The 25033-nt window shown below is 71.1% G+C and carries 22 protein-coding genes and 1 pseudogene; 6 read left to right on the top strand and 17 right to left on the bottom strand.

Annotated elements, in window-relative coordinates; genetic code table 11:
• The first annotated feature begins 84 nt into the window (after positions 1-84).
• Positions 85-843, top strand: coding sequence for a tellurium resistance protein TerA (locus LNW71_RS19545; protein WP_250969412.1), 759 nt, complete (start codon positions 85-87; stop codon positions 841-843).
• Positions 844-919: 76 nt separating this feature from the next.
• Here the strand turns inward: LNW71_RS19545 and LNW71_RS19540 are convergent, their stop codons facing one another.
• On the bottom strand, positions 920-2077 hold the full coding sequence (locus tag LNW71_RS19540) for an acyl-CoA dehydrogenase family protein (protein ID WP_250972072.1): 1158 nt from the start codon (positions 2075-2077) through the stop codon (positions 920-922).
• Positions 2078-2251: 174 nt separating this feature from the next.
• On the opposite strand from LNW71_RS19540, the gene LNW71_RS19535 reads away from it, so the two are divergent.
• Entirely contained in the window at positions 2252-3595 is a 1344-nt protein-coding gene (locus LNW71_RS19535; RefSeq protein WP_250969411.1) for a UDP-glucose/GDP-mannose dehydrogenase family protein, read from the top strand.
• Positions 3596-3650: 55 nt separating this feature from the next.
• Here LNW71_RS19535 and LNW71_RS19530 read toward each other — a convergent pair whose 3' ends face one another.
• Positions 3651-4163, bottom strand: coding sequence for a CGNR zinc finger domain-containing protein (locus tag LNW71_RS19530; protein WP_250969410.1), 513 nt, complete (start codon positions 4161-4163; stop codon positions 3651-3653).
• 102 nt (positions 4164-4265) lie between these two features.
• Here LNW71_RS19530 and LNW71_RS19525 point away from each other — a divergent pair, with 102 nt between their 5' ends.
• Positions 4266-4637 carry a VOC family protein gene (locus LNW71_RS19525; RefSeq protein WP_250969409.1) on the top strand — a complete coding sequence of 124 codons (372 nt, stop codon included), beginning with the start codon at positions 4266-4268 and terminating at the stop codon, positions 4635-4637.
• A 28-nt stretch (positions 4638-4665) separates the two neighbouring features.
• Here the strand turns inward: LNW71_RS19525 and LNW71_RS19520 are convergent, their stop codons facing one another.
• The 3 genes from LNW71_RS19520 to LNW71_RS19510 are packed head-to-tail and all read right to left on the bottom strand — an operon-like array spanning position 4666 to position 7542.
• Positions 4666-5859 (bottom strand): dipeptidase, encoded by a 1194-nt coding sequence (locus LNW71_RS19520; RefSeq protein WP_250969408.1) that lies wholly within the window; start codon positions 5857-5859, stop codon positions 4666-4668.
• Positions 5860-5866: 7 nt separating this feature from the next.
• Positions 5867-6406: a 5-(carboxyamino)imidazole ribonucleotide mutase gene (gene purE / locus LNW71_RS19515; RefSeq protein WP_250969407.1), complete on the bottom strand. Its 540-nt coding sequence runs from the start codon at positions 6404-6406 to the stop codon at positions 5867-5869.
• Entirely contained in the window at positions 6403-7542 is a 1140-nt protein-coding gene (locus tag LNW71_RS19510; protein ID WP_250969406.1) for a 5-(carboxyamino)imidazole ribonucleotide synthase, read from the bottom strand. The genes purE and LNW71_RS19510 overlap by 4 nt, the downstream gene beginning before the upstream one ends.
• 198 nt (positions 7543-7740) lie before the next feature.
• On the opposite strand from LNW71_RS19510, the gene LNW71_RS19505 reads away from it, so the two are divergent.
• Positions 7741-8295, top strand: coding sequence for a GtrA family protein (locus tag LNW71_RS19505; RefSeq protein ID WP_250969405.1), 555 nt, complete (start codon positions 7741-7743; stop codon positions 8293-8295).
• An 86-nt stretch (positions 8296-8381) separates the two neighbouring features.
• Here LNW71_RS19505 and LNW71_RS19500 read toward each other — a convergent pair whose 3' ends face one another.
• Both LNW71_RS19500 and LNW71_RS19495 read right to left on the bottom strand, forming a co-directional pair.
• On the bottom strand, positions 8382-9647 hold the full coding sequence (locus LNW71_RS19500) for an ATP-binding protein (RefSeq protein WP_250969404.1): 1266 nt from the start codon (positions 9645-9647) through the stop codon (positions 8382-8384).
• Between the two features lie 15 nt (positions 9648-9662).
• Positions 9663-10340 carry a response regulator transcription factor gene (locus LNW71_RS19495; protein ID WP_018524728.1) on the bottom strand — a complete coding sequence of 226 codons (678 nt, stop codon included), beginning with the start codon at positions 10338-10340 and terminating at the stop codon, positions 9663-9665.
• A 421-nt stretch (positions 10341-10761) separates the two neighbouring features.
• Between LNW71_RS19495 and LNW71_RS19490 the strand changes: the two genes are divergently transcribed.
• The gene (locus LNW71_RS19490) at positions 10762-12258 is read left to right on the top strand and encodes an oligopeptide:H+ symporter (RefSeq protein WP_250969403.1); all 1497 of its coding nucleotides are present in this window, start codon (positions 10762-10764) and stop codon (positions 12256-12258) included.
• A 77-nt stretch (positions 12259-12335) separates the two neighbouring features.
• On the opposite strand, the gene LNW71_RS19485 is transcribed toward LNW71_RS19490, so the two are convergent.
• The 6 genes from LNW71_RS19485 to LNW71_RS19460 form a co-directional block, all read right to left on the bottom strand.
• Positions 12336-13694: a hypothetical protein gene (locus LNW71_RS19485; RefSeq protein WP_250972071.1), complete on the bottom strand. Its 1359-nt coding sequence runs from the start codon at positions 13692-13694 to the stop codon at positions 12336-12338.
• 38 nt (positions 13695-13732) lie between these two features.
• On the bottom strand, positions 13733-14836 hold the full coding sequence (locus tag LNW71_RS19480; RefSeq protein WP_250969402.1) for a hypothetical protein: 1104 nt from the start codon (positions 14834-14836) through the stop codon (positions 13733-13735).
• Positions 14837-14853: 17 nt separating this feature from the next.
• Positions 14854-15852: a hypothetical protein gene (locus LNW71_RS19475; RefSeq protein ID WP_250969401.1), complete on the bottom strand. Its 999-nt coding sequence runs from the start codon at positions 15850-15852 to the stop codon at positions 14854-14856.
• A gap of 45 nt (positions 15853-15897) precedes the next feature.
• Positions 15898-16566, bottom strand: a complete 669-nt coding sequence (locus LNW71_RS19470; RefSeq protein ID WP_250969400.1) for a peptidase — start codon at positions 16564-16566, stop codon at positions 15898-15900.
• A 229-nt stretch (positions 16567-16795) separates the two neighbouring features.
• Positions 16796-17335, bottom strand: a complete 540-nt coding sequence (locus LNW71_RS19465) for an ATP-binding protein (protein WP_250969399.1) — start codon at positions 17333-17335, stop codon at positions 16796-16798.
• A 228-nt stretch (positions 17336-17563) separates the two neighbouring features.
• Positions 17564-17932 carry an STAS domain-containing protein gene (locus LNW71_RS19460; RefSeq protein ID WP_250969398.1) on the bottom strand — a complete coding sequence of 123 codons (369 nt, stop codon included), beginning with the start codon at positions 17930-17932 and terminating at the stop codon, positions 17564-17566.
• A gap of 284 nt (positions 17933-18216) precedes the next feature.
• On the opposite strand from LNW71_RS19460, the gene LNW71_RS19455 reads away from it, so the two are divergent.
• Positions 18217-19179 (top strand): RNA polymerase sigma factor SigF, encoded by a 963-nt coding sequence (locus tag LNW71_RS19455; RefSeq protein WP_250972070.1) that lies wholly within the window; start codon positions 18217-18219, stop codon positions 19177-19179.
• An 88-nt stretch (positions 19180-19267) separates the two neighbouring features.
• On the opposite strand, the gene hutI is transcribed toward LNW71_RS19455, so the two are convergent.
• From hutI to hutU, 4 genes and pseudogenes are all read right to left on the bottom strand, one after another.
• Positions 19268-20455 carry an imidazolonepropionase gene (hutI, locus tag LNW71_RS19450; protein WP_250969397.1) on the bottom strand — a complete coding sequence of 396 codons (1188 nt, stop codon included), beginning with the start codon at positions 20453-20455 and terminating at the stop codon, positions 19268-19270.
• A 62-nt stretch (positions 20456-20517) separates the two neighbouring features.
• The gene (locus tag LNW71_RS19445) at positions 20518-21903 is read right to left on the bottom strand and encodes a formimidoylglutamate deiminase (RefSeq protein ID WP_250969396.1); all 1386 of its coding nucleotides are present in this window, start codon (positions 21901-21903) and stop codon (positions 20518-20520) included.
• Positions 21894-23105, bottom strand: a complete 1212-nt coding sequence (locus LNW71_RS19440) for an allantoate amidohydrolase (protein ID WP_250972069.1) — start codon at positions 23103-23105, stop codon at positions 21894-21896. Before LNW71_RS19440 ends, LNW71_RS19445 begins: the two co-directional genes overlap by 10 nt.
• Positions 23106-23155: 50 nt before the next feature.
• Positions 23156-24815, bottom strand: a pseudogene (gene hutU, locus LNW71_RS19435) (urocanate hydratase).
• Between the last annotated feature and the right edge of the window lie 218 nt (positions 24816-25033).

Here is a 25033-nt window from a genome sequence, read left to right as displayed (position 1 = left end):
GCGCAGAGCGTACCTCACGGCTCGTCAGCTCAGGCATACAATCCAGACCCGCGTTCCCGACGGAACACCTGGCCGGGGGGCCTCATGAGTACCGATGACAGACCGCGTGGCGTGATCAGGCTGGGCGGCCCGAGCGGCCCGCCCCGGACGGAGCCCGTGGCCGGGCCCACCACCAGCTCACCACCGCGCGCGCGTACGCGTCCGCCCGAGCTGACCCGGGCCGCGCCGCACACCCGGTTCGGCGGCAGGGGTGCACTTCAGGCCAATCTCAACTGGCTGCCGGGCTCCGGGGCGGATCTGAACCTGTGCTGCCTCATCTCGTTCAAGGACGGGACGGTGAAGGTGGTGCAGGCCCTGGCCGACGACTACGGCTCGCTCACCTCGTGGCCGTACGTCGCGCTCGACCACGACGACCGGACCGGGGAGTCGTCCGACGGCGAGACGCTCCGGGTGAATCCGGAGCACCGGGCACTCTTCGACCGGCTGCTCTTCTTCGTCTACATCTACGAGGGCGCGGTGGACTTCCGCCGGCTGGGCGCGGCCGTCTCGGTCACCGCGCCGGGCGACCCGGGGTGCCGGATCCTGCTCGACGAGTCCCCCGCCGGTTCGATCGCCTGCGCCGTCGCCCTCGTCACTCCGGACGGCGCGGGGCTCACCGTCCGACGCGAGGTCCGCTGGTTCCCCGGCCATCCCGTCCTGTCCAGCCACGAACAGATCGACCGGGCGTACGGCTTCGGAGTCGAGTGGACCCCGACGGAGAAGCCACCGCGCCGGCCGGTGGACCCGCGGCGCGGCGACAGCACTGCGCCCCGCGACCGGAACGGGCCGGAAGCGGGGCGCTGACACTGCGGGTGCTGCGGGTGCAGGCTCTGCTGCGGGTGGAGAGGCTGTGCGCTGTGCTGCGAGGTACGTGACGCCGTTACGGCAGGTTGCGGGCCATGACGATCCGCTGGACCTGGTTGGTGCCCTCGTAGATCTGGGTGATCTTGGCGTCGCGCATCATCCGCTCCACCGGGTAGTCCCGGGTGTAGCCGTAGCCGCCGAGCAGCTGGACCGCGTCGGTGGTGACCTCCATCGCGACATCGGAGGCGAAGCACTTGGCCGCGGCGCCGAAGAAGGTGAGGTCGCTGTCGAGGCGCTCGGACTTGGCGGCGGCCGAGTAGGTGAGCTGGCGGGCCGCCTCCAGCTTCATGGCCATGTCGGCGAGCATGAACTGGATGCCCTGGAAGTCGGCGATCGGCTTGCCGAACTGCTTGCGCTCCTGGACGTAGCCCTTGGCGTAGTCCAGCGCGCCCTGGGCGACGCCGAGTGCCTGGGCGGCGATCGTGATGCGGGTGTGGTCGAGGGTCTTCATCGCGGTGGCGAAACCGGTGCCCTCCTCGCCGATCATGCGGTCGGCGGGGATGCGGACGTTGTCGAAGTAGACCTCGCGGGTCGGGGAGCCCTTGATGCCGAGCTTCTTCTCCGGGGCGCCGAAGGAGACACCCTCGTCCGACTTCTCGACGACGAAGGCCGAGATGCCCTTGGAGCGCTTGGTCGGGTCGGTGACCGCCATGACGGTGTAGTACTCGGAGACGCCCGCGTTGGTGATCCACCGCTTCACGCCGTTGAGGACCCAGAAGTCGCCGTCGCGCACGGCCTTGGTCTTCATGCCGGCGGCGTCGGAACCCGCGTCCGGCTCGGAGAGGGCGTACGAGAACATCGCGTCGCCCTTGGCGAGCGGGCCCAGGTACTTCTTCTTCAGGTCCTCGGAGCCGGAAAGGATCACGGGGAGCGAGCCGAGCTTGTTCACGGCCGGGATGAGGGAGGAGGATACGCAGGCGCGGGCAACCTCCTCGATCACGATGACCGTGGCGAGCGCGTCGGCACCGGCGCCGCCGTACTCCTCCGGGACGTGCACGGCGTGCAGGTCCGCGGCGGTCAGGGCGTCCAGCGCCTCCTGCGGGAAGCGGGCCTCCTCGTCGACCGCGGCCGCGAAGGGGGCGATCTTCGCCTCGGCGAGCGCACGCACCGACTCACGGAGCATGTCGTGCTCCTCGGCCGGACGGTACAGGTCGAAATCGGTCGAACCCGCCAAGACGCTCACTCCCCAAGATGCTAACTACCGTTAAGTAACCCAATTTTAGGCTCCCGCCCCGGTAAAGGCATATGAGCTGGGGCCGTGAGCTTCGCGACAGCCCGAATGAGGCGATTCGGGGGCACGACTATGCTCGTTCACCGCACGTCTGTCCGCATCTCCCAGGAGCACTACATGGCCCTCAGGATCACTGTGATCGGCACCGGCTATCTCGGCGCCACCCACGCCGCGGCCATGGCGGAGCTGGGCTTCGAAGTCCTCGGGCTCGATGTCGTGCCCGAGAAGATCGAGATGCTGTCGGCCGGCAAGGTCCCGATGTACGAGCCGGGGCTGGAAGAGATCCTCAAGAAGCACGTCGCCGGCATCGCGGGCGCCAGCGGGCGGCTGCGGTTCACCACCTCATGGGAAGAGGTGGCGGAGTTCGGTGATGTGCACTTCGTCTGCGTGAACACCCCGCAGAAGCACGGCGAGTACGCCTGCGACATGAGCTATGTGGACAGCGCCTTCGAATCGCTCGCACCACATCTGACCAGGCCCGCACTCGTCGTCGGCAAGTCCACCGTGCCGGTCGGCTCGGCGGCGCGGCTGGCGGCCCGGCTGGCCGAGCTCGCGCCCGTCGGCGCGGATGCGGAGCTCGCGTGGAACCCGGAGTTCCTGCGCGAGGGCTTCGCGGTCAAGGACACGTTGCACCCGGACCGGATCGTCGTCGGCGTGGAGAGCGAGCGGGCCGAGAAGCTGCTGCGCGAGGTGTACGCCGTACCGGTCGCCGAGGGGTCCCCCTTCGTGGTGACCGACTTCCCGACGGCCGAACTGGTGAAGACCTCGGCCAACTCCTTCCTCGCCACCAAGATCTCGTTCATCAACGCCATGGCGGAGGTCTGCGAGGCCGCCGACGGCGACGTGGTGAAGCTGGCCGAGGCGATCGGCCACGACGAGCGGATCGGCAAGAAGTTCCTGCGCGCGGGGATCGGGTTCGGCGGCGGGTGTCTGCCCAAGGACATCCGGGCGTTCATGGCGCGCGCCGGTGAGCTGGGCGCCGACCAGGCGCTGACCTTCCTGCGCGAGGTCGACTCCATCAACATGCGGCGCCGGGGCCACATGGTCGAGCTCGCCCGGGAAGCCGTGGGCGGCGGCTCGTTCCTCGGCAAGCGGGTGGCCGTCCTGGGCGCCACCTTCAAGCCGGACTCGGACGACGTACGCGACTCGCCCGCCCTGAACGTCGCCGGGCAGATCCACCTCCAGGGCGGCCAGGTCACCGTCTTCGACCCGAAGGGCATGGACAACGCCCGCCGGCTCTTCCCCACGCTCGGCTACGCGGACACGGCGCTGGAGGCGGTGCGCGGCGCGGATGTGGTGCTGCACCTGACGGAGTGGAGCGAGTTCCGCGAGCTGGACCCGGCGGTGCTGGGCGAGGCCGTGGACCGCCGCATCATCCTGGACGGGCGCAACGCCCTGGACCCGGTGGTGTGGCGCGAGGCCGGGTGGACGTACCGCGCGATGGGCCGGCCGAAGGCCTGAGCCGACGCGTGGACGTGTCGGGTCGCGGGCCGGCCGAGGCCTGAGCCGACGCGTGTCAGCCGCGCCTGGCGCGGTACGCGCGCATCTTCGCGCGGGCCCCGCACACCGACATCGAGCACCAGCGGCGGCGCCCCGCCGGGCTGCGGTCGTAGTACGCCTCCTGGCAGTCCGCCGCCTCGCACGCCTTGAGCCGGGCCCAGGTCCCGTCGGCAGACGCGGTGGCGATGGCCAGCGCGACCCTGGCGGTCAGTCCCGCGGGGTCCCCGGCGGGGCGCAGCACCGCGGAGCCCGCCGCGTCCACGGCGACGCGCAGGGGCGCGTCCGCGAGCAGGCGGTCCAGCAGGGAGACCGAGCCGTCGTCGGGCGGGCAGTGGCCTGCATGGGCGAGGCAGACGGTGCGCAGGGCCTCGCGCAGGTCGCGGGCCGCCGGGACGTCCGGCTCGGTGATCCCGAGTTCGGCACGCCCTTCCACCGTGGTGAGGGTGTCCGCACCCGTCTCGACGTCCAGGGTGTTGACCAGGACCTCGATCAGCGCGAGTCCGCCGGGCGCGGATTCCCTCTCATTCATGGTTGCGACGTTACCCCCGTTGGGGGAGCATGCAGTAACGGTTACTTGTTGGAGCCCTATACCGGTAACCGCATGACCGCATCTGTCCCAGGAGGAAACGTCATGGCCGTCGCCACGCTGGGTGTCGTCGTTCTGGACTGCCCGGACCCCGTAGCCCTCGCAGGCTTCTACGCCGAGGTGCTCGGCGGAAACGTCACCGTGGTGGAGGAGAACGGCGACAGCTGGGTCGATCTCACCGGCGGCTTCGGCACGCCGCTCGCCTTCCAGGCCGCACCCGACTTCGTACCACCGCGGTGGCCGAGCCCGGAGGGCTCGCAGCAGTTCCACCTGGACCTGACCGTGAGCGACCTGGACGCGGCGGAGCGGGAGGTGCTGGCCCTGGGTGCGACGGTGCTCGACGCGGCGGACCGGGAGCGGACGTTCCGGGTGTACGCCGATCCGGCGGGGCACCCGTTCTGTCTCTGCGCCTGCTAAGGGCTGTCCCGGTTCACCCGCCCCCGGCTCAGGCCTTCGGGGCGTCCAGCTGCTCGATCGTGGCGTGGGACGGGCCGCGGCGGGTCTGCAGGTCCCGGGCGACGTCCTCGGCGGCGCGCAGCACCCGTACCGCGTTCTGCCAGGTGAGCTTGGCCAGGTCGGCGGCGGACCAGCCACGGCCGAGCAGCTCCGCGACGAGGTTCGGGTAGCCCGAGACGTCCTCCAGGCCCTCCGGGAGGAATGCCGTGCCGTCGTAGTCGCCGCCGATGCCGATGTGGTCGACCCCGGCGACCTCGCGCATGTGGTCGAGGTGGTCGGCGATCGTGGCCACGGTGGCCATCGGGCGGGGGTTCGCCGCCTCGAACGCGGCGTGGATCTTCATCCCCCGCTCGGTGGTGTCCAGGTGGTGCAGGCCCTGGGCGCGCATGTTCTCGTCCGCGGCCTGTGTCCAGGCGACCGCCTCCGGCAGGACGAACTTCGGCACGAAGGTCGCCATGGCGATGCCGCCGTTGGCCGGGAGCTGTGCGAGGACGTCGTCGGGGATGTTGCGCGGGTGGTCGCAGATCGCCCGCGCCGAGGAGTGCGAGAACATCACCGGGGCGGTGGAGGTGGCGAGCGCGTCGCGCATCGTCGTCGCCGCGACGTGCGAGAGGTCCACCAGCATGCCGGTGCGGTTCATCTCCCGTACGACCTCGTGGCCGAACGGCGAGAGTCCGCCGACTCCCGGGTCGTCGGTCGCCGAGTCGGCCCAGGCGATGTTGTCGTTGTGGGTGAGCGTCATGTAGCGGACGCCGAGGGCGTGCAGGCCGCGCAGGGTGCCCAGTGAGTTGTTGATGGAGTGGCCGCCCTCGGCCCCCATCAGGGAGGCGATGCGGCCCTCGGCGCGGGCCGTCTCCATGTCGTCGGCCGTCAGCGCGCGGCGCAGGTCGGCGGGGTGGCGCTCCAGCAGTTCGGCGACCGCGTCGATCTGTTCCAGGGTGGCGCTGACGGCGTCCTCGCCCGCCATGTCGGACCGTACGTAGACGGACCAGAACTGGGCGCCGACGCCGCCCGCGCGCAGCCGGGGGATGTCGGTGTGCAGATGGGCCGACTGGTCGGTGGCGATGTCGCGCGCGTCCAGGTCGTAGTTGACCTGTTCGCGCAGCGCCCACGGCAGGTCGTTGTGGCCGTCGACGACCGGGTGCTCCGCGAGGAGTTCCCGGGCCCGCTCCAGCTGGTCCATCGCTGTCCTACTTTCCGAAGCCGAAGGAGTCCGCGCCCTCGACCTTGCTGCGAAGGCGCTTGCCCTTCTCCGCCGCCTGGTCGTTCAGCTCCTTCTGGAACTCGACCATGCGGGCCTGCAGCTCACTGTCGTGGGAGGCGAGGACACGCGCCGCGAGCAGGCCCGCGTTGCGTGCGCCGGCGACCGAGACGGTGGCCACGGGGACCCCTGCGGGCATCTGCACGATGGACAGCAGGCTGTCCATGCCGTCCAGGTACTTCAGCGGGACCGGCACGCCGATGACCGGCAGCGGGGTGACCGAGGCGAGCATGCCGGGCAGGTGGGCGGCGCCGCCCGCGCCCGCGATGATCACCTTGAGGCCGCGGCCCGCGGCGTCCTCCCCGTACGCGATCATTTCGCGCGGCATGCGGTGGGCGGAGACGACGTCGACCTCGTAGGGGATCTCGAACTCGTCGAGCGCCTTGGCCGCTGCTTCCATGACGGGCCAGTCGGAGTCGGAGCCCATGACGATGCCGACGACCGGCGCGGTGGAGGCGGGGGAAGTCATTCGGTGATCGTTCCTCGCAGGTAGTCGGCCGCGTGCCGGGCGCGCTCGCGCACATCCGCCAGGTCGTCGCCGTAGGTGTTGACGTGGCCGACCTTGCGTCCGGGCTTCACGTCCTTGCCGTACATGTGGATCTTGAGCTGCGGGTCGCGGGCCATGCAGTGCAGGTACGCCTGGTACATGTCCGGGTAGTCGCCGCCGAGGACGTTGCTCATGACCGTCCAGGTGGCGCGCGGGCGCGGGTCGCCGAGCGGGAGGTCGAGGACGGCCCGGACGTGGTTGGCGAACTGCGAGGTGATCGCACCGTCCTGGGTCCAGTGCCCGGAGTTGTGCGGGCGCATGGCCAGCTCGTTGACCAGGATGCGGCCGTCGGCGGTCTCGAAGAGCTCGACGGCGAGATGGCCGACGACACCGAGTTCGGAGGCGATGCGCAGGGCGAGCTGCTGGGCCTCGCCGGCGATCCGCTCGTCCAGCTCGGGGGCCGGCGCGATGACCGTGTCGCAGACGCCGTCCACCTGGATGGACTCGACGACCGGGTAGGCCACGGCCTGGCCGTGCGGCGAGCGGACGATGTTGGCCGCCAGCTCGCGTGCGAAGTCGACCTTCTCCTCGGCGAGGACCGGGACGCCGGCCCGGAAGGGGTCGGCCGCGTCCGCCTCGGAGCGGACCACCCAGACGCCCTTGCCGTCGTAGCCGCCGCGCACGGTCTTGAGGATGACGGGGAAGCCGCCGGCCTCCTGGGCGAAGGCCCCGGCGTCGGCCGGGTCCTTCACGATGCGATGGCGGGGGCAGGGCGCGCCGATCTCGGTGAGCTTCGCGCGCATCACCCCCTTGTCCTGGGCGTGCACCAGAGCGTCGGGGCCGGGGCGCACGGGGATGCCGTCCGCCTCCAGGGCCCGCAGGTGCTCGGTCGGCACTTGCTCGTGATCGAAGGTGATCACGTCACAGCCGCGCGCGAAGGCACGCAGCGTGTCCAGGTCGCGATAGTCGCCCACGACGACTTCGCTCACCACCTGGGCCGCCGAATCCTGAGCGGTGTCACTGAGGAGCTTGAACTTGATGCCGAGGGGGATGCCCGCCTCGTGGGTCATACGGGCGAGCTGACCGCCACCGACCATGCCGACTACCGGGAACGTCACTCCTCCAGGGTATCCGCACGCTCCGGGGCCGCCCGACGATGCCCCGCGCCCGGGGCTGCGGGCACCGGGACGGGTGGCGGGTGTCACAGCCTCGCCACACCTGTGCCGGTACTCACGGGCAGCCGGCGGACGGGCTGGTTAGCATGGCTGGGTTGACGGAACCTGAAGCCGAACCGACAGACGGGCTGAGCAATCACCATGAGTGAACGGGGCGCACTGCGGGACCGGCTGGATCTGCTGGCCCGGGAGGTCGCCAAGTTCGGCGTGGTCGGCGCGGTCGGCCTGGTCGTCAATATCGCGGTATCCAACCTGCTGTGGCGCTACACGGACATCCCGACGGTGCGGGCGGGCCTGCTGGCGACGCTCGTCGCCATCCTCTGCAACTACATCGGCTTCCGCTACTGGACCTACCGGGACCGCGACAAGAGCGGGCGCACCCGGGAGCTGACGCTGTTCCTGCTGTTCAGTGCGGTGGGGGCGGTCATCGAGACCGGTGTGCTGTACGCGGCGACGTACGGGTTCGGCTGGAACAGCCCGGTCCAGAGCAACGTCTTCAAGATCGTCGGGATCGGTGTCGCGACGCTGTTCCGCTTCTGGTCCTATCGGACCTGGGTCTTCAAGGCGCTGCCTGACAAAGAGCCGGCGCTGAGTGAGACCGGGCCGGGTGCGGTGGCTGTGCCGGCGCCCATGCCCGAGCCGGCGGCCGTGCCTGTGGCTGCGCCTGCTGCGCGGGTCGATGTGGTGCGGCGGTAGCGGGTTCGTCGGCAGGCACGGGGCGTCCGGGCGGACGACTTGTCCTCCATCGCCGGACGGGCTTGATCTGCTTCAGATGGCTGGGGCTACCTCACCGGGCGTTCCGGTTCTTTTCTGTTCAGGGCCACTCGGCTGAGGAACAGGGCGAAGACCGGGGGCTGCTGCTGGAGCAGTTCCAGGCGGCCGCCGTCCGCCTCCGCGAGGTCGCGGGCGACCGCGAGGCCGATGCCCGTGGAGTTGCGGCCGCTGATGGTCCGCTCGAAGATCCGCGCGCCCAGGTCGGCGGGGACCCCGGGGCCCTCGTCCGTGACCTCGATGACCGCCTGGTTCCCGGTGACGCGGGTGCGCAGGGCGACCGTGCCGCCGCCGTGCATCAGTGAGTTCTCGATCAGCGCGGCCAGCACCTGCGCGACCGCCCCGGGGGTGCCGACCGCCCGCAGCCCGTGCTTGCCGGAGCAGACGATGGCGCGGCCCTCGCCCCGGTAGGCGGGGCGCCACTCCTCGATCTGCTGCTTGACGACCTCGTCGAGGTCGAAGACGACGGCCGAGCCGGTCCGCGGGTCGCGGGCGTTGGTCAGCAGCCGCTGCACCACGTCCGTGAGCCGCTCGACCTGGGTGAGGGCGATGTTCGCCTCCTCCTTCACCGTGTCCGGGTCGTCGGTGACGGAGATCTCCTCGATCCGCATGGAGAGCGCGGTCAGCGGCGTACGGAGCTGGTGGGAGGCGTCGGCGGCGAGCCGGCGCTCCGCGGTCAGCATCCGGGCGATCCGTTCGGCGGAGGCGTCGAGCACGTCGGCGACCCGGTCCAGCTCCGGCACCCCGTAGCGCTTGTGGCGCGGGCGCGGGTCGCCGGAGCCCAGGCGTTCCGCGGTCTCGGCGAGGTCGGTGAGCGGCGAGGTCAGCTTGTTGGCCTGGCGTACGGCCAGCAGTACGGCGGAGACGATGGCCAGCAGCGCCACCGCGCCGATGATCATCAGGGTGCGGCCGACCTCGCGGGTGACGGCGGAGCCGGACTCCTCGACGGTGACCTTCTCGCCGTGCTCGCCCTTCTCCGAGGCGCTGATCACCCTGCCGCTGGGGCGCTCGCCCACCTCGATCGGGGCGCGGCCGGGCATCTCCACGCGGGCGTAGCGCTTGTTGTCGACCTGTTCGGCGAGCACCCCGGGGTTGATCCGCTCGGAGCCGAGCAGCCGGCTCTCGATCACGTTGATCAGCCGCAGCGCCTCGGAGTCGACGCTCTCCTGGGCGCTGCTGCTGATGGTGCGGGTCTCCACGATGACGAGGGAGACGCCGAAGACGGCGATCACCACGAGCACCACGGCGAGGGTGGAGTTGATCAGTCGTCGGCGCATGAGTGTTTCTGTACGTCAGCTCTTCTCGAAGCGGAAGCCGACGCCCCGGACGGTGGCGATGTAGCGGGGATTGGCCGCGTCGTCGCCGAGCTTCTTGCGGAGCCAGGAGATGTGCATGTCGAGGGTCTTCGTGGACGACCACCAGGTGGTGTCCCAGACCTCGCGCATCAGCTGGTCGCGGGTGACGACCCGTCCCGCGTCGCGGACCAGGACCCGCAGCAGGTCGAATTCCTTGGCGGTGAGCTGGAGTTCCTCGTCGCCCATCCAGGCCCGGTGCGACTCGACGTCGATCCGGACGCCGTGGGTGGCGGGCTGCGGGGCGGGCTCGGTGGCCCCGCGGCGCAGCAGTGCCCGCACCCGGGCCAGGAGTTCGGCCAGCCGGAAGGGCTTGGTGACGTAGTCGTCGGCGCCCGCGTCGAGGCCGACGACCGTGTCCACCTCGTCGGCGCGGGCGGTCAGCACCAGGACCGGCACGGTGTGCCCCTCGGCGCGGAGCCTTCGGGCGACTTCGAGGCCGTCCATGCCGGGCAGCCCCAGGTCGAGCACGACCAGGTCGATGCCGCCCTGGAGGCCGGCGTCGAGAGCGGTCGGACCGTCCTCGCGGACCTCGACCTCGTAACCCTCCCGACGCAGGGCGCGGGCCAGCGGCTCCGAGATGGATGCGTCGTCCTCGGCGAGCAGTACACGGGTCATGGAGTGATGGTAGTCCGCGCAGCGCACAAGCAGTGAGGTGATCCAAAAGCCCTGCGGGTCTGTGCCCGGTTCAGGTCCGGACCTTCGAATGTGGGACTGTGGTTGCACCTGGACCTGTGATCCATGTCTCAAGTCCTTCCATATCGCCCCGTGTCGTGTCGTATTGTGTCTCAACGCCTGTTGCACCACTCAAGGACCTTTGGGCAGCTATTAGCGCCCAGGGTCTCTTTTGTGTGCGGGGCTGGTACCCGCCAGTCCGGAAGTTTTCAGTGAGAGACCTGTGGGCCGGGCCCGGAGCGCCGAAGAAGGCACCGGGCGTGGATCCCGACGCGGTGGGCGTACCCGCGTCGGTGCCGGCCTCCCCCACCGGGCGCGCACCGCTCACGAGGCGACGCGCGTCCCGAGCAAGCAAGGATCGACCATGGCGTCCAGCCTGACGAAGGACCCCGCCCGCCCCGTCGGCGCGGAGAAGACCTTCTTCGGCCACCCCCGCGGCCTGGCCACTCTCTTCATGACCGAGATGTGGGAGCGATACAGCTTCTACGGCATGAAGGCACTGCTTCCGCTGTACCTGATCGCGCCCGGCGGCATGCACATGAGTGCCACCACGGCGACGGCGATCTACTCCGTGTACATGGCGATGGTCTACCTGCTCGCCATGCCCGGCGGCTGGATGGCCGACCGCTTCTGGGGGCCGCGCAAGACGGTCGCCATCGGTGGCGCCGTCGTCATCCTCGGCCACATCACGCTGGCCGTGCCCAACTCGGCGACCTTCTTCGCCGGCCTCGTGCTCGTCGCGCTCGGCTCCGGCCTGCTGAAGGCGAACATCTCCACGATGGTCGGCCACCTCTACAAGGGGCCGGAGGATCCGCGCCGCGACGGTGGGTTCACGCTCTTCTACATCGGCATCAACCTCGGTGCCTTCCTCGCCCCGCTGTCCATCGGCACCGTCGGCGAGAACGTCAACTGGCACTTCGGTTTCGCGCTGGCCGCGATCGGCATGGCCCTGGGTCTCGCCCAGTTCATGCTCGGCACCCGCCACCTGAGCCCGGAGAGCGACGTCGTCTCCACCCCGGCGACGGAGCAGGAGAAGCGCTCCGTCCTGCGCAAGGGCCTCATCTGGCTGATCGTCGCCGGCGTCTTCTACACGCTGCTCGCCGTCACCGGCAACTTCGCCGACTGGGCGCTGCTGCCGATCACCATCGCCGGTCTGATCATCCCGGTCGCGGTCCTGGTGCGCATGAAGCGCGACAAGGAACTGACGAACACCGAGCAGTCCAAGCTGTCGGGCTACATCTGGTTCTTCGTGGTCGCAGCCGTCTTCTGGATGATCTACGACCAGAACGGCTCGACCCTGTCGATCTTCGGCGAGAACTCGACGACGAACAGCCTGTTCGGCTTCGACTTCCCGACGTCCTGGTACCAGTCGCTCAACCCGGTCTTCATCATGGCGATAGCACCCGTGGTCGCTTCTGGCTGGCTGTGGCTGAACAAGCGCGGCAAGGAGCCGAGCACCGCCGTCAAGTTCGCCTCCAGCCTCACGCTGATCGGCATCTCCTTCGTCGTCTTCATGATCCCGCTGATCGACACCGCCGCCAACGGCGGCCGGGTCAGCCCGATGTGGCTGGTGGCGATCTACTTCATCCAGACCGTCGCGGAGCTCTGCCTCTCCCCGGTCGGCCTGTCGGTCACCACGAAGATGGCCCCGGCGAAGTACAGCTCCCAGATGATGGGTGTCTGGTTCCTGGCGGTCACCGCCGGTGACTCCGTGACCGGCCTCCTCACGTCCCCGCAGCTCGGCGTCGACCTGAACACCTCGGGCGCCGTCGCCTTCGAGGCGATCCTCGCGGTCATCGCCGGTGTCGGCATCTGGATGTACCGCCGGAAGGTCACGCAGCACATGAGCGATGTGAGCTGACCGCACGACGCACCGAGCAGGGGCCGCCGCACCGTCGAAACGGTGCGGCGGCCCCTGCCGTCGTCCACGGGCTCAGCTCACCGGCCGGACCGCAGCCTGCGCCACGGGGTGAAGGTGAACACCGCGCCGCCCAGCAGGATCGCCGTGCCGGCGACCAGGCCGAGTGCGCGCAGGGCGCCGTTGTCCTCGGCTCCGGTGGCCGCGAGCCCGCCGCCGGAGGCCGTGCCGCCCGCCGCCGCCGCTCCGCCGGAGCCCGCGGTGTCGCCGCCGGACGCACCGCCCTGCTGGGCGGTGGTGTCGAGTTCGAGCGACGCCTTCGGCGTGCCCTTGACCGTGCACGGGATGTTGATCTTCGATGTGCCCAGCGTGACGTCGATCGTCAGGGTGCCGGGGGTGAGGGTGGACTTGCCGGAGGCCCCCGGCTTGTACGTACCGGTCATGTCCGGCAGGTCGACCGGCTTCCCGGTCTCCAGGGGCGCGGGGTTCCCGGGCCCGGTGACGTTCACCGAGCCCTTGTCCGCGCCGCCTATGACGATCTTCATGGACGGCTTGAGCGCACCCGCGGGCAGATCGGCCGGGCTGTCCATCACGCCCTTGGCCGTCTTGACCGTGAGTCCGTAGCTCCCGCCGTCCTTCTTGGCGTTGATCGTCACCTTGCCGGCGATGGCGGCCGGGCCCGGTGACTTGCAGGCGAAGTCGACGGCGACCTCCTTGCCCGGGAAGTCGGTGGCACCGCCGCTGCCGCCGGAGCCCGCGGTGGCGCCTCCGGCGTCCGTACCACCGGTGTCGGCACCGCCCGCGTCCGCACCTCCAGCATCCGCGCCGCCGGTGTCGGCACCGCCGGCATCCGCACCGCCCGCGTCCGCACCACCCGCGTCCGCACCGCCGGCATCCGCGCCACCGGTGTCGGCACCGCCGGTGGTCGCGCCCCCGCCGTCCGTGACCTTGATCGTCGCGCCCGGCTGGACCGTCTCCTTCGGGGAGCACTTGGTGTCCGTGGAGAGCGGCTTGGAGACGTTGATGTTGTACCCGTCGGGCGTCAGCGTGAGGTCACCCGCCTTCTCCAGCTTCAGCGAGCCCTTCATGTCCGGCAGGATCATCGGGCTGTTCTTGGGGATCGCCGGGTTCTGCCGCGGCCCCTCCATCTTCAGGTCGCCGGTGGCGGCACCGCCCAGCTTGACCGTGCCGGTCGGCTTGACGGTGTCCTTGTCCAGGTCCAGGACGTCGGGGTTCCTGGAGGCGGCCTCGACCGTCTTCCACACCACCTCGACGGTGTCCCCGACCTTGGCGGCCGCGGGCGCCGTCAGCTGCACCTTCGTGGTGCCCTGCACGGCCGGCAGGCCGGAGATGGGTGGCGGTATGCACTCCGTCTTGTACGAGACGTCGGCGGCCTGGGCCGGGCTCGCGGCCAGCAGCATGCCCGCCCCGCCGATCATCATCGCGACTCCCGCCGCGACCGTCCTGCGTTGCGTACTCACGAATGTCCCTTCGTCGTCGGTCTGTGCTCTGACGGTGCGGAATCAGGGGTGAACCACGGCAGCGCGGCCGCCGGGGTGCTCGCGCCCGTCGCGGGCGCGGGGCTCACGGGTGGCTCCGGTGCCCGCCGCAGCCTCGGCAGCCGGGCGGTCACCTCGGCGAGCCGGCCGGGGCGCCGGCGCGACGCATGCGCGGGGCGCGGCCGTACCTTGTCGACGATCGCCATGCCGATCCGGAACACGGCGGCGGGCACGACGAGGCAGAGCAGGATCCAGAAGAGCGTCACGCCCCACGGGCGGCCGACCCCCCACGGCTGCTCGGCCAGCACCTTCGAGCCGTACTTCAGCGAGATCTGGTAGTCGCCGTGGGCGCCAGGCGACAGCTCGACCGGGAGTTCGACGCGCGCCTTGCGGCCGGGCTCGATGGTCCCTCGCCACTGCCGCTCCTCCCACTGCGGGGCGTAGACGCCGTGTGCGGTGCCGACCTCGAAGACCGGGTTCTTGACCGCGGCGGAGCCCAGGTTGCCGACGGTGAGGACGAGACGGCGCGACGCCGGGGCGCCGAACCAGGTGAGGATTCCGCTGTCGCCCTCCAGCCGGGTGCTGGCGAGTACGGCGAGCTTCCCGTCACCGCTCCGCTCGGGCAGTGCGGCGACGGGGTGTCCGGCGACGACGAACACGGCGTCGGCCAGGGCCTGTTCGCCGGTGACCGTGGCGACGTGCACCACGCAGGGGCACGGTTCGGGCGGCTCCGCGACCGGCAGCTTCTTGGTGAACGCGCCCTTGGAGTCGGTGGTGACGGCCCGGCCGTCCGCGTTGGCGCAGGAGTTGGTGCCGCCGATCACGCCGCGTGCGGGGGTGGACCGACCGCAGATCAGCATCATCAGCAGGGTGCCGGCCGGCCAGCCGCTGCCTTTGACGGTGACCTCGCCGCCCTTGCCCGCCTGCTTCTTGGAGAGCGTCACCGCCGGCTTCGGGTCCGCCGCGCTCCGGCCTGCGGCGTGGGCGGCGGTCGCGGTCAGCAGCAGGGCGGGCAGCAGCGTGGCGAGCAGTACGGCGAGCAGCACGCCCGCCCGCCCGCGGCCGTCGCTGCGGGGTCCCACCGGTCCGGTCCTTCCAGTCACGATTCCGCTCCCGCCTTCACCAAGTGCCTCTCATCGGGTCGCTGTTGTGGGTCAGGGGACGGGGCGGGCCCGTCGTCGCGCCCGCCCTGCCGCGCTCTTCGCCGTCGCCGCATGCCGTACGCACCCGCGGCGACGGCGCCCAGCAGGAGGAGCGCGCCGCCGGCCACCGGTGTCCAGGGGACGAAGCGCGCGGCGGCCGTCGCCTCGCCGTGCGCGCCGCCCGCCGCCGTGACGCGCAGCCGGACGGTGGCGGAGTCCAGGGCGGGGGTGTCCCGCCACGGTTCGGTGAACCGCACCCGCTGTCCGGGCAGCAGCTCCACGGGCAGGGTGCGGGCGTCGCGCCGCAGCAGGGCCCCGAACAACCCGTCGGCGCTGACCGCCAGACGTGGCACGAGGACCGCGTTGCCCCGGTTGACCAGCGTGTAGTGGATGGTCCGCCCGGACACCGTGACGTCCTCGACCGTGAGCGCGGCCAGCGTCGGCCCGCCGACACGCAGCTGGACCCGGACGCCCACCGAGCGGCCACCGCTCTCGGCGACGATCGCACCAGGGTGGTCGCCGGGCAGCGCGTCCGGCGGCACGGTGACGGAGACGGGCACCTCCGCGCGGGTGCGGGCGGGGACGGTCACCTTCGTGGCGGCGGTGCGCAGCCAGGCCCCCGTCCCGGTGGAGCCGTGCGCGCCCCGCACCGCGAAGCCGCCGCTGCCGGTGTTGTACGCGTCCGCGCCGCGCAGCCGTACGGTGACCGGCTCCGGGCCCGGGTTGGTGACCGAGAGCCGGTCCTGGAGGACGCTGCCGGGCAGGCCCTCCAGGTAGAGGTACGGTCTGCCGCCGCCCCGGCCGTCGCCGTTCGCCGCGGGCTGCGCCGTCCAGGCCGGGGCAGCCGGGTGCTCGGCGGCGCCGGCCACCGGGGCCGGGGTGAGGGTGGCCCACAGGGCGGCGAGCAGCGGCAGGGCGAGGGCGAATCGGGCGGCGTGACCGGTCATCGGCGACATGGGCGGCTCCCTGGTGCGTGACGGCGGCTGCGGTGCGCGGGGTTGTCAGCCCGCGGCCCGCTGCCCGCGCCTGGTCAGCCACAGGACCCCGGCCGCGCCGGCCAGCAGGACCGTGCCGCCCAGCGTGCCGAGCGCCACCGCGGAGTCGAGCGGACCGGTCTTCGGCAGCGAACCGCCGGTGTCCGGTGCGCTCTGCGCACCGCCGCCGCCGGCCTTGACGTCGAGGGTGAGCGAGGGGCCCGGGTTGTTGGACGGGGTGCAGGTCGTCGTCGTACCGAGCGCCTTGATGGTGAGCACCCCGGCGGTGAAGTCGACCTTGCCGCTCTTCTTCGGGGTGTACGTCCCCGACAGGTCACTGATCTTGATGGGGCTGTTGGCGGGAATCGCCGCGGGGTTGGCCGGTCCGGAGACCGCGACCTGGCCCGGGTCCGCGCCGCCCACCTTGATCACCGCGCTGGGGTTCATCGCCCCCTTGCCCAGTTCGACCGGGCTGGACGAGACGCCCTTCTGGAAGGACATCGTGAGCTTGTAGCCACTGCCGCTCCTGACGCTCTTGATGTCGATGGGCGACACGGCGGCCTTGTCCCCGATCGGGGTCTTGCACTTGTAGTTGACGTCCACGACCGTCGCGTGGGCGACGGGCGCGGCCATCAGCACCGCCGCCCCCGCCAGCCCGGACGCCAGCGCGAGAGCTGTTCGCTTCTGGTACGACACCTCGAGTTCCCCTCATGCCGGGAGTCGCCGTGCGCCGCTCGGGCGCGGCACCAATAACTGACGACACATCAGATTGGGCGCTCAAGGTACGCCTGGGGCCTTGTGGAGGGAAGACAAAGAGCGCGCCGGATCGGCGCGCTCCTCAAGGTGCTCAGGCTCTTCGGTTATTCCGGGACGGGCTCCCGGGGGAGGGGGCTCCCCCGGGTCCGGGCAGGAAACCCGCGGGCGGCTACGCCGGGGCGGCCAGTTCCGCCCAGACGGTCTTGCCGGGGGCGTCCGGCACCCGCAGGACTCCCCAGTCCAGGCAGAGCCGCTGCACGATGAACATGCCGTGGCCACCGGGGCGCCCCGCCCGGTGCGGGGTACGCGGTGCGGGCTGTCCCGCGCTGCCGTCGGCGACCTCGACGCGCAGCGCCTTCGGCGTGCACGAGATCCGGAGCTCGTCGGGGCCGTCCGCGTGCAGGCACGCGTTGGTGACCAGCTCGGAGACGACCAGGAGGACGTCCTCGGCGGCGGCACGGCGGTCGGCGGTCGCCGCGGGGAGCCAGCCCCAGTCGTGGAGGGCCTGACGGGCGAAATCTCGGGCCGTCGGCACGATGCCGCTGGCCTCCCGGAGCGACAGCGTGCGCCACTGCCGCTCGACGGGCCCGCCGGAGGGAACGCCGGCGCCCGCTTCCGCGCGGGTCTCCGCGTCGGCGCGTGCACCCACGCCTGCGCCCTCCGGCTCGCGGCCGAGGTCGCCCGGCGGATGCTGCCGGGTGGTGCTCATCAGCGCTTCACCTCACCGATTCACCATGTCGCCATCGAACAGATACAAAAAACGGATACCGCTACCGACACTCATACAGCTACCGCACAGATACCGAGCGTGCAGCTCACCGAGGGCCTGACGGGGGGTCTCCTGCCCGGCCGATTGGTGACAACACCCACTTCGCCTACGCGAATCGCGTGACGCGGGCAACAGATGAGACATCCGGGACGAAAGAGCACGTCCCGATCAGCTCTCCAGGGCCTCTTCGAGGGAGCCATGGACGGTGAAAACCGCCTCGGCCCCGGTGATCTCGAAGACCCGCGCCACCACCGGCAGCATTCCGGCCAGATGGACCCCTCCCCCGGCCGCCTCCGCCTTGAGGCGGGCACCGAGCAGGACGTTCAGTCCGGTGGAATCACAGAATTCGAGTTTCGAGCAGTCGACCACCAGGCGCGCACGCCCCTGCTCGACCGCGTGCTCCAAGGGCTCGCGCAGCAGATCGGCCGTGTGGTGATCGAGCTCACCCACTGGCGTCACAATCTCGCTGCGGCCATCGGTCCGGGCCTCGACCTGAAGCCGCCCCCGGTTCGCGCTGCCGACCGTCCCGCGGCCCATGCCCGTCCCTCTTCACTGATCGTCACTGTCTGCATCACCGTGCATGCAGTTGCGTTGCAGCTGTCGCTGATGTTCCTAAAACAGTACGCGTTCCGTGCGCCACGCGGTAGCCGAAGACCTCAACAAACCGGACATATAGCGTCAATTGGAGCTTGTAACGACCCGCAAAGACCGGGTAAGGGTAGGGGGACACCCAAAACACGGCCGGCTTTGGAGGCGCCGCTTCACCGCAGGAGACACGTATCGGCATCGGCAGCCATATGCCGAGAACGATGGAGGAGACCATGTCACCCCGGCTCGACGAATCGCGTACCCACCACGCGACGTCAGCATGTCCTCAGGGACTGACCGAATCAGACTCCCTTGCCGCGACCGTCCTGGACGGTCCGCGCAGCAGCACCACAAGCAGTGACAACAGCGACACCGAAGACCTCACCGACGGCCTCGCGGGGCTCCCCGAGATCCCGCCCTACGCCGAAGTGGGGGCGCTCGACGCCAGGGCGCTCTCGAAGACGCTCTTCGCCCGGCTCGAGTCCCTCGAAGAGGGCACCCGCGAGTACTCCTACGTACGCAACACGCTCGTCGAGCTGAACCTGGCCCTGGTCAAGTTCGCCGCCTCCCGGTTCCGCTCCCGCAGCGAACCGATGGAGGACATCATCCAGGTCGGCACCATCGGCCTGATCAAGGCGATCGACCGCTTCGAGCTCAGCCGGGGAGTCGAGTTCCCGACCTTCGCGATGCCGACCATCGTCGGCGAGATCAAGCGGTTCTTCCGTGACACCAGCTGGTCCGTGCGCGTGCCGCGCCGCCTGCAGGAGCTGCGGCTCGACCTGGCCAAGGCGGGCGACGAGCTCGCCCAGAAGCTGGACCGAGCGCCCACCGTGGGCGAGCTCGCCGACCGCCTGGGCATCACCAAGGACGAGGTCGTCGAGGGCATGGCCGCGAGCAACGCGTACACCGCGAGCTCGCTGGACGCCAAGCCCGAGGAGGACGAGAACGAAGGCGCGCTGACCGACCGGATCGGCTACGAGGACCACGGTCTCGAAGGCATCGAGTACGTCGAGTCCCTGAAGCCGCTCATCGCCTCGCTGCCGGGCCGCGACCGGCACATCCTCTCGCTCCGGTTCGTCGCCAACCTGACGCAGGCGGAGATCGGCGAGGAGCTCGGCATCTCCCAGATGCACGTGTCACGGCTGCTCTCCCGCACCCTGGCCAAGCTCCGCAAGGGCCTGACGCTGGACGAATGAGCGGGCACCTCGCACCGCCGTGCGAGGACTGCCGGACAAAGGACCTGCCCCGACAAGGGGCAGGTCCTTCCGCGTTGCTGCCGTGACGTCAGGCGCGCTCCCGTACACCGATGCGCTCGCCGCGCCGCCAGACCTCGTGCACCAGCGGTACGCCCGGCCGGTAGGCGAGATGGACATGGCTGGGCGCGTCCAGGATCACCAGGTCGGCACGGGCACCGGGGGTGATGCGGCCGATGTCCGTGCGGCGCAGGGCCGCGGCGCCGCCCGCGGTGGCGGACCAGAGTGCCTCGTCGGGGGTCATGCCCATGTCGCGCACGGCGAGTGCGACGCAGAAGGGCATGGAAGAGGTGAACGAGGAGCCCGGGTTGCAGTCCGTGGAGAGCGCGACGGTGGCGCCCGCGTCGAGGATGCGGCGGGCGTCGGGCCAGGCGGCGCGGGTGGAGAACTCGGCGCCGGGCAGCAGCGTGGCGACGGTGGCGGACTGGGCCAGGGCGTCGATGTCGGCGTCGGTGAGGTGGGTGCAGTGGTCGGCTGACGCGGCGTCGAGTTCGACGGCGAGCTGGACGCCGGGACCGTGGCCGAGCTGGTTGGCGTGCACGCGCGGGTGCAGACCCTTGGCCAGGCCCGCGGTGAGCACGGCGCGGGCCTGGTCCCCGTCGAACGCCCCCTTCTCGCAGAAGACGTCGATCCAACGGGCGTACGGGGCGCAGGCGTCGAGCATCGGACCGGTGACCAGGTCGACGTAGCCGGCCGGGTCGTCCGCGTAGTCCGGGGAGACGATGTGGGCGCCGAGGAAGGTCACCTCGTCGGTGTGGCGGGCGGCGATGCGCAGCGCGCGGGCCTCGTCCTCGACGGTGAGGCCGTAGCCGGACTTGGTCTCGAAGGTGGTGGTGCCCTGCCGCAGCGCCTCCGCGAGGTAGCGGGCGACGTTGGCGGAGAGTTCCTCGTCGGTGGCGGCGCGGGTGGCGGCGACGGTGGTCCTGATGCCGCCGGCGGTGTAGGCCCGGCCGGACATCCGGGCGTTGAACTCCTGGGTGCGGTCACCGGCGAACAGGAGGTGGGAGTGGGAGTCCACGAAGCCGGGGATCACGGCCCGGCCGGCCGCGTCGACGGCGTTGTCGGTGGCGGGTGCTTTGCTTGATTCACCGGTCCAGACGACCCGGTCGCCCTCGATGACGACGGCCGCGTCCTGGATCAGTCCGAGGGGGGAGTTGTCACCGAGGGAGGGGTCGTTGGTGACCAGTGCGGAGATGTGGGAGATGGCGGTCGTCGTCATCGGGGGGCTGCTCTCCTTGCGTGTCGGCGGGGGCGCGGGGCTGACCGGCCCCTCAAGAGCGCTCAGTGGTGCAGGGCGGCGATGGCCTTCGCGAGCGCTGCGGGGACGTCGGCGACCAGTGCGTGCTGTCCGTCTCGCACGATGTGCCGGCCGGCGACCACCGTGTGGCGCACATCGGCTGCGGAGGCGGCGAATACGGCTGTTTCGGCAGCCAGCCGGGGTACCGGCCCCGCTGTTCTGACGGAGTCCAGGGCGATCGTCACCAGGTCGGCGGGCGCGCCCGGTTCGAGGATGCCCGCGTCGGGCCGGCCGAGCGCGGCGTGGCCGTCGGCGGAGGCGGCGCGCAGCAGTGCGGCCGCCGTCCAGTGCCCGCGGGTCCGGGTGCGCAGGCGCTCGTTGAGCTCCATCGCGCGGGCTTCTTCGAAGAGGTCGATCACGGCGTGGCTGTCGCTGCCCAGCGAGAGCGGGGAGCCGGCGCGCTGGAGGGCGACCGCGGGGCCGATGCCGTCGGCGAGATCGCGTTCGGTGGTCGGGCACATGCAGGTGCCGGTGGCCGAGGAGCCGATGAGCGCGATGTCCTCGTCGGTGAGGTGGGTGTTGTGCACGCCGGTGGTGCGCGGGCCGAGGACCCCGTGGTCGGCGAGGAGCCGGGTGGGGGTGCAGCCGTGGGTGGCGAGGCAGGCGTCGTTCTCCGCGGTCTGCTCGGAGAGGTGGACGTGGAGCGGCGCCTGCCGCGCCTCGGCCCATTCGGCGACCGTGGCGAGCTGGTCGGCGGGTACGGCACGGACCGAGTGGACGGCGGCGCCGATCAGGGCGTGTTCGTCGCCCTTGAGGAGGGAGGCGCGTTCGGCCCAGGCGTCGGCGGTGGTGTCGGAGAAGCGCAGCTGGTGCCGGTCGGGCTGCTGGTGCTGGGAGGGCCGTCGGCCGAATCCGGCGGCGAGATAGGCGGTGTCCAGCAGCGTGATCCGGATGCCGGCCTCGCGCGCGGCCGCGATCAGAGCCTCACCCATCGCGTTCGGGTTGCTGTAGGGGGTGCCGCCCGGCGCGTGGTGCAGGTAGTGGAATTCGCCGACCGCGGTGATGCCGGCCAGCGCCATCTCGGCGTACACCGCGCGGGCCAGGTCGTAGTAGGTGTCCGGGGTGAGCCGGGACGCGACCTGGTACATCGTCTCGCGCCAGGTCCAGAAGGTGCCGGAGCCGACCTGGACGGTGGAGCGCAGGGCCCGGTGGAAGGCGTGCGAGTGGGCGTTGGCGAGGCCGGGCAGCGTGAGCCCGCGCAGCACGGTCGCGCCGGGCGGTGGCGAGTCGACGCCGGTCCGCACCCCGGCGATCAGCCCTCCGGACACCTCCAGGACCACGCCCGGCTCGACATGGGTGCCGAGCCAGGCATGGGAGAGCCAGTACGTCACGGCGGGGGGCTTGCCCGTCGGCTCCGTTGTCAGCGGCACGCGAGACCTTCCAGTACGTCGGCGAGTGCGATCACCCCGGCCACGCAGTCGTCCTCGGCGGCGTGTTCGGCCGGCGAGTGCGAGATCCCGGTGGGGTTCCGTACGAACAGCATGGCGGTAGGGGCCGAAGCGGACAAAATACCCGCGTCGTGGCCCGCTCCGGTGCCGAGCACGGGGACGGCGCGGCCGGTGCCACGGGTGGCGCCCTTCAGGATCGTGCCCAGCTCGTCGCGCAGGGCGTGCTGGAACTCCACGACGGGCGTGAAGGACTCCCGTACGACTTCGAGATCGATCCCGGCCCGCCGGGCGTGTTCCCGGGCGGCGTGCTCGATGCCGGTGACGACGGTGTCCAGGGTGTCCTGGTCGGCGGCCCGGGAGTCGAGCCAGCCGCGTACCAGGGAGGGGATGGCGTTGACGCCGTTCGGCTCGACGGCAATCTTGCCGAAGGTGGCCAGTGCGCCGGCCAGTTCCGCCTCCCGCCGTGCGGCCAGCACGGTCTCGGCGTACGTGAGCATCGGGTCGCGCCGGTCGGCGAGGCGGGTGGTGCCCGCGTGGTTGGCCTCGCCGCGGAAGTCGAACCGCCAGCGGCCGTGCGGCCAGATCGCGGAGGCGATGCCGACCGGGTCGCCGCTGAGGTCGAGGGCGCGGCCCTGTTCGACGTGCAGCTCGACGAACGCGCCGATACGGGCAAGCCGTTCGGGGTCCGGGCCGAGGGTGTCCGGGTCGTGCCCGGCCGCCTCCATGGCCTGCGGGAGCGTGATGCCCTCGCCGTCCCGCAGCCGGTGTGCGGCCTCGACCGTCAGCTGGCCGGCGGCGAGCCGGGAGCCGACGCAGGCGAGGCCGAAGCGGGCGCCCTCCTCGTCGCCGAAGTTGGTGATGGCCAGCGGCCTGGTGAACTCCACTCCCCTGCGGCGGAGTTCATCGAGGGCGGCGAAGGAGGAGACGACGCCGAGCGGCCCGTCGAAGGCGCCGCCGTCCGGCACCGAGTCGAGGTGCGAACCGGTGACGACCGCGTCCCCGGCCAGCGGGTCGCCGAGCCAGGCCCACTGGTTGCCGTTGCGGTCGAGCTCCAGGGTCAGCCCGCGCGACTCGGCCTGCGCTCGGAACCACGCACGGCAGTCCGCGTCGGCGGCGGTCCAGGCGTGACGCCGGTACCCGCCGCTCTCCGGATGACGCCCGATGGGAGCGAGCTCCCGCCACATGGCCTGGAAGGAAGGCTGCGGGCCGCCGGCCGGCGACCCGGTCGGCGACGTCACGCCCCGTCCTCCGTCATCGGCACCCGCACGCCCTTGTCCGCGGCGACCGACTCCGCGATGTCGTACCCCGCGTCCACGTGCCGGATGACCCCATGCCCGGGTCGTTGGTCAGCACCCGGCGGATCTTCTCGCCCGCGAGCTTCGTGCCGTCGGCGACCGTCACCTGGCCCGCGTGCAGGGAACGCCCCATGCCCACACCGCCGCCGTGGTGGATGGAGACCCAGGAGGCCCCGACGCCACGTTGACCATGGCGTTCAGCAGCGGCCAGTCCGCGATCGCGTCGGACCCGTCGAGCATGGCCTCGGTCTCCCGGTACGGGGAGGCCACGGAACCGCAGTCCAGGTGGTCGCGCCCGATCGCGAGCGGCGCGGCCAGCTCACCGCTCGCCACCATGTCGTTGAACCGCTCACCGGCCCGGTCGCGCTCGCCGTAGCCGAGCCAGCAGATGCGGGCGGGCAGCCCCTGGAAGTGCACGCGCTCGCCGGCCATCTTGATCCAGCGGTGCAGCGACTCGTTCTCCGGGAAGAGTTCGAGCATCGCCTTGTCGGTCTTGTGGATGTCGGACGCCTCGCCGGACAGGGCCGCCCAGCGGAACGGGCCCTTGCCCTCGCAGAAGAGCGGCCGGATGTAGGCGGGCACGAAGCCCGGGAAGTCGAAGGCCCGCTCGTAGCCCGCGAGCTGGGCCTCGCCGCGGATCGAGTTGCCGTAGTCGAAGACCTCGGCGCCCGCGTCCATGAAGCCGACCATCGCCTCGACGTGCTTCGCCATCGACTCACGGGCGCGCAGCGTGAAGTCGGCGGGCTTCTCGGTGGCGTACGCGGCCATGTCGTCGAAGTCGATCCCGAGCGGGAGGTAGGCCAGCGGGTCGTGCGCGCTGGTCTGGTCGGTGACGATGTCGACCGGGGCGCCCTCGGCCAGCATGCGCGGCAGCAGCTCCGCGGCGTTGCCGAGCAGGCCGATGGAGAGCGGCTTGCGGGCGTCCCGCGCCTCGGTGGCCAGCTGGAGGGCGTGCTCCAGGTTGTCGGCCTTCACGTCCAGGAAGCGGTGCTCGATGCGGCGGTCGATGGCGCGCGGGTCGCAGTCGATACAGATCGCGACGCCGTCGTTCATCGTCACGGCGAGCGGCTGGGCGCCGCCCATGCCGCCGAGCCCGGCGGTCAGCGTGATCGTCCCGGCCAGCGTCCCGCCGAACTTCTTGGCGGCGACGGCGGCGAAAGTCTCGTACGTGCCCTGCAGGATGCCCTGCGTACCGATGTAGATCCACGAGCCGGCGGTCATCTGGCCGTACATGGTGAGCCCGAGGGCCTCCAGGCGCCTGAACTCCTCCCAGTTCGCCCAGTCGCCGACCAGGTTGGAGTTGGCGATCAGGACCCGCGGGGCCCACTCGTGCGTCTGCATGACGCCGACCGGCCGCCCGGACTGGACGAGCATCGTCTCGTCCTGCTTGAGCGTCTGCAGCGTGCGCACCATCGCGTCGAACGAGCGCCAGTCCCGGGCCGCCTTGCCGGTGCCGCCGTAGACGACGAGCTTGTCGGGGTGCTCGGCGACCTCGGGGTCCAGGTTGTTCTGCAGCATGCGCAGGGCGGCTTCCTGCTGCCATCCCAGGGCGCTCAGTTCCGTACCGCGCGGTGCCCGTACGGGGCGGGGTCCTGACATGGCAATGCCTCCTCGCGACTGTGAATTTTCTATTCACATCTTGATTGACTGAATAGCTCCAGTCAACAGGGTGGGGAGGGAGTCGGCACGAAGGGGGCCCGAGCGGCCGGGCGAAGGGGCGCGGGCGGGCCTGCGGGCCACGCCCATCGGCCTCCGGCGGGGCATTTTCCGCCATCGCCTGCATGTACCTGTGGAAAATGCCAAAACCTCCACCTGGT

Origin of the sequence: Streptomyces sp. RKAG290 (assembly GCF_023701695.1) — a bacterium.
Taxonomy (GTDB): domain Bacteria; phylum Actinomycetota; class Actinomycetes; order Streptomycetales; family Streptomycetaceae; genus Streptomyces.
This window is presented reverse-complemented; position numbering and strand designations above follow the sequence as displayed.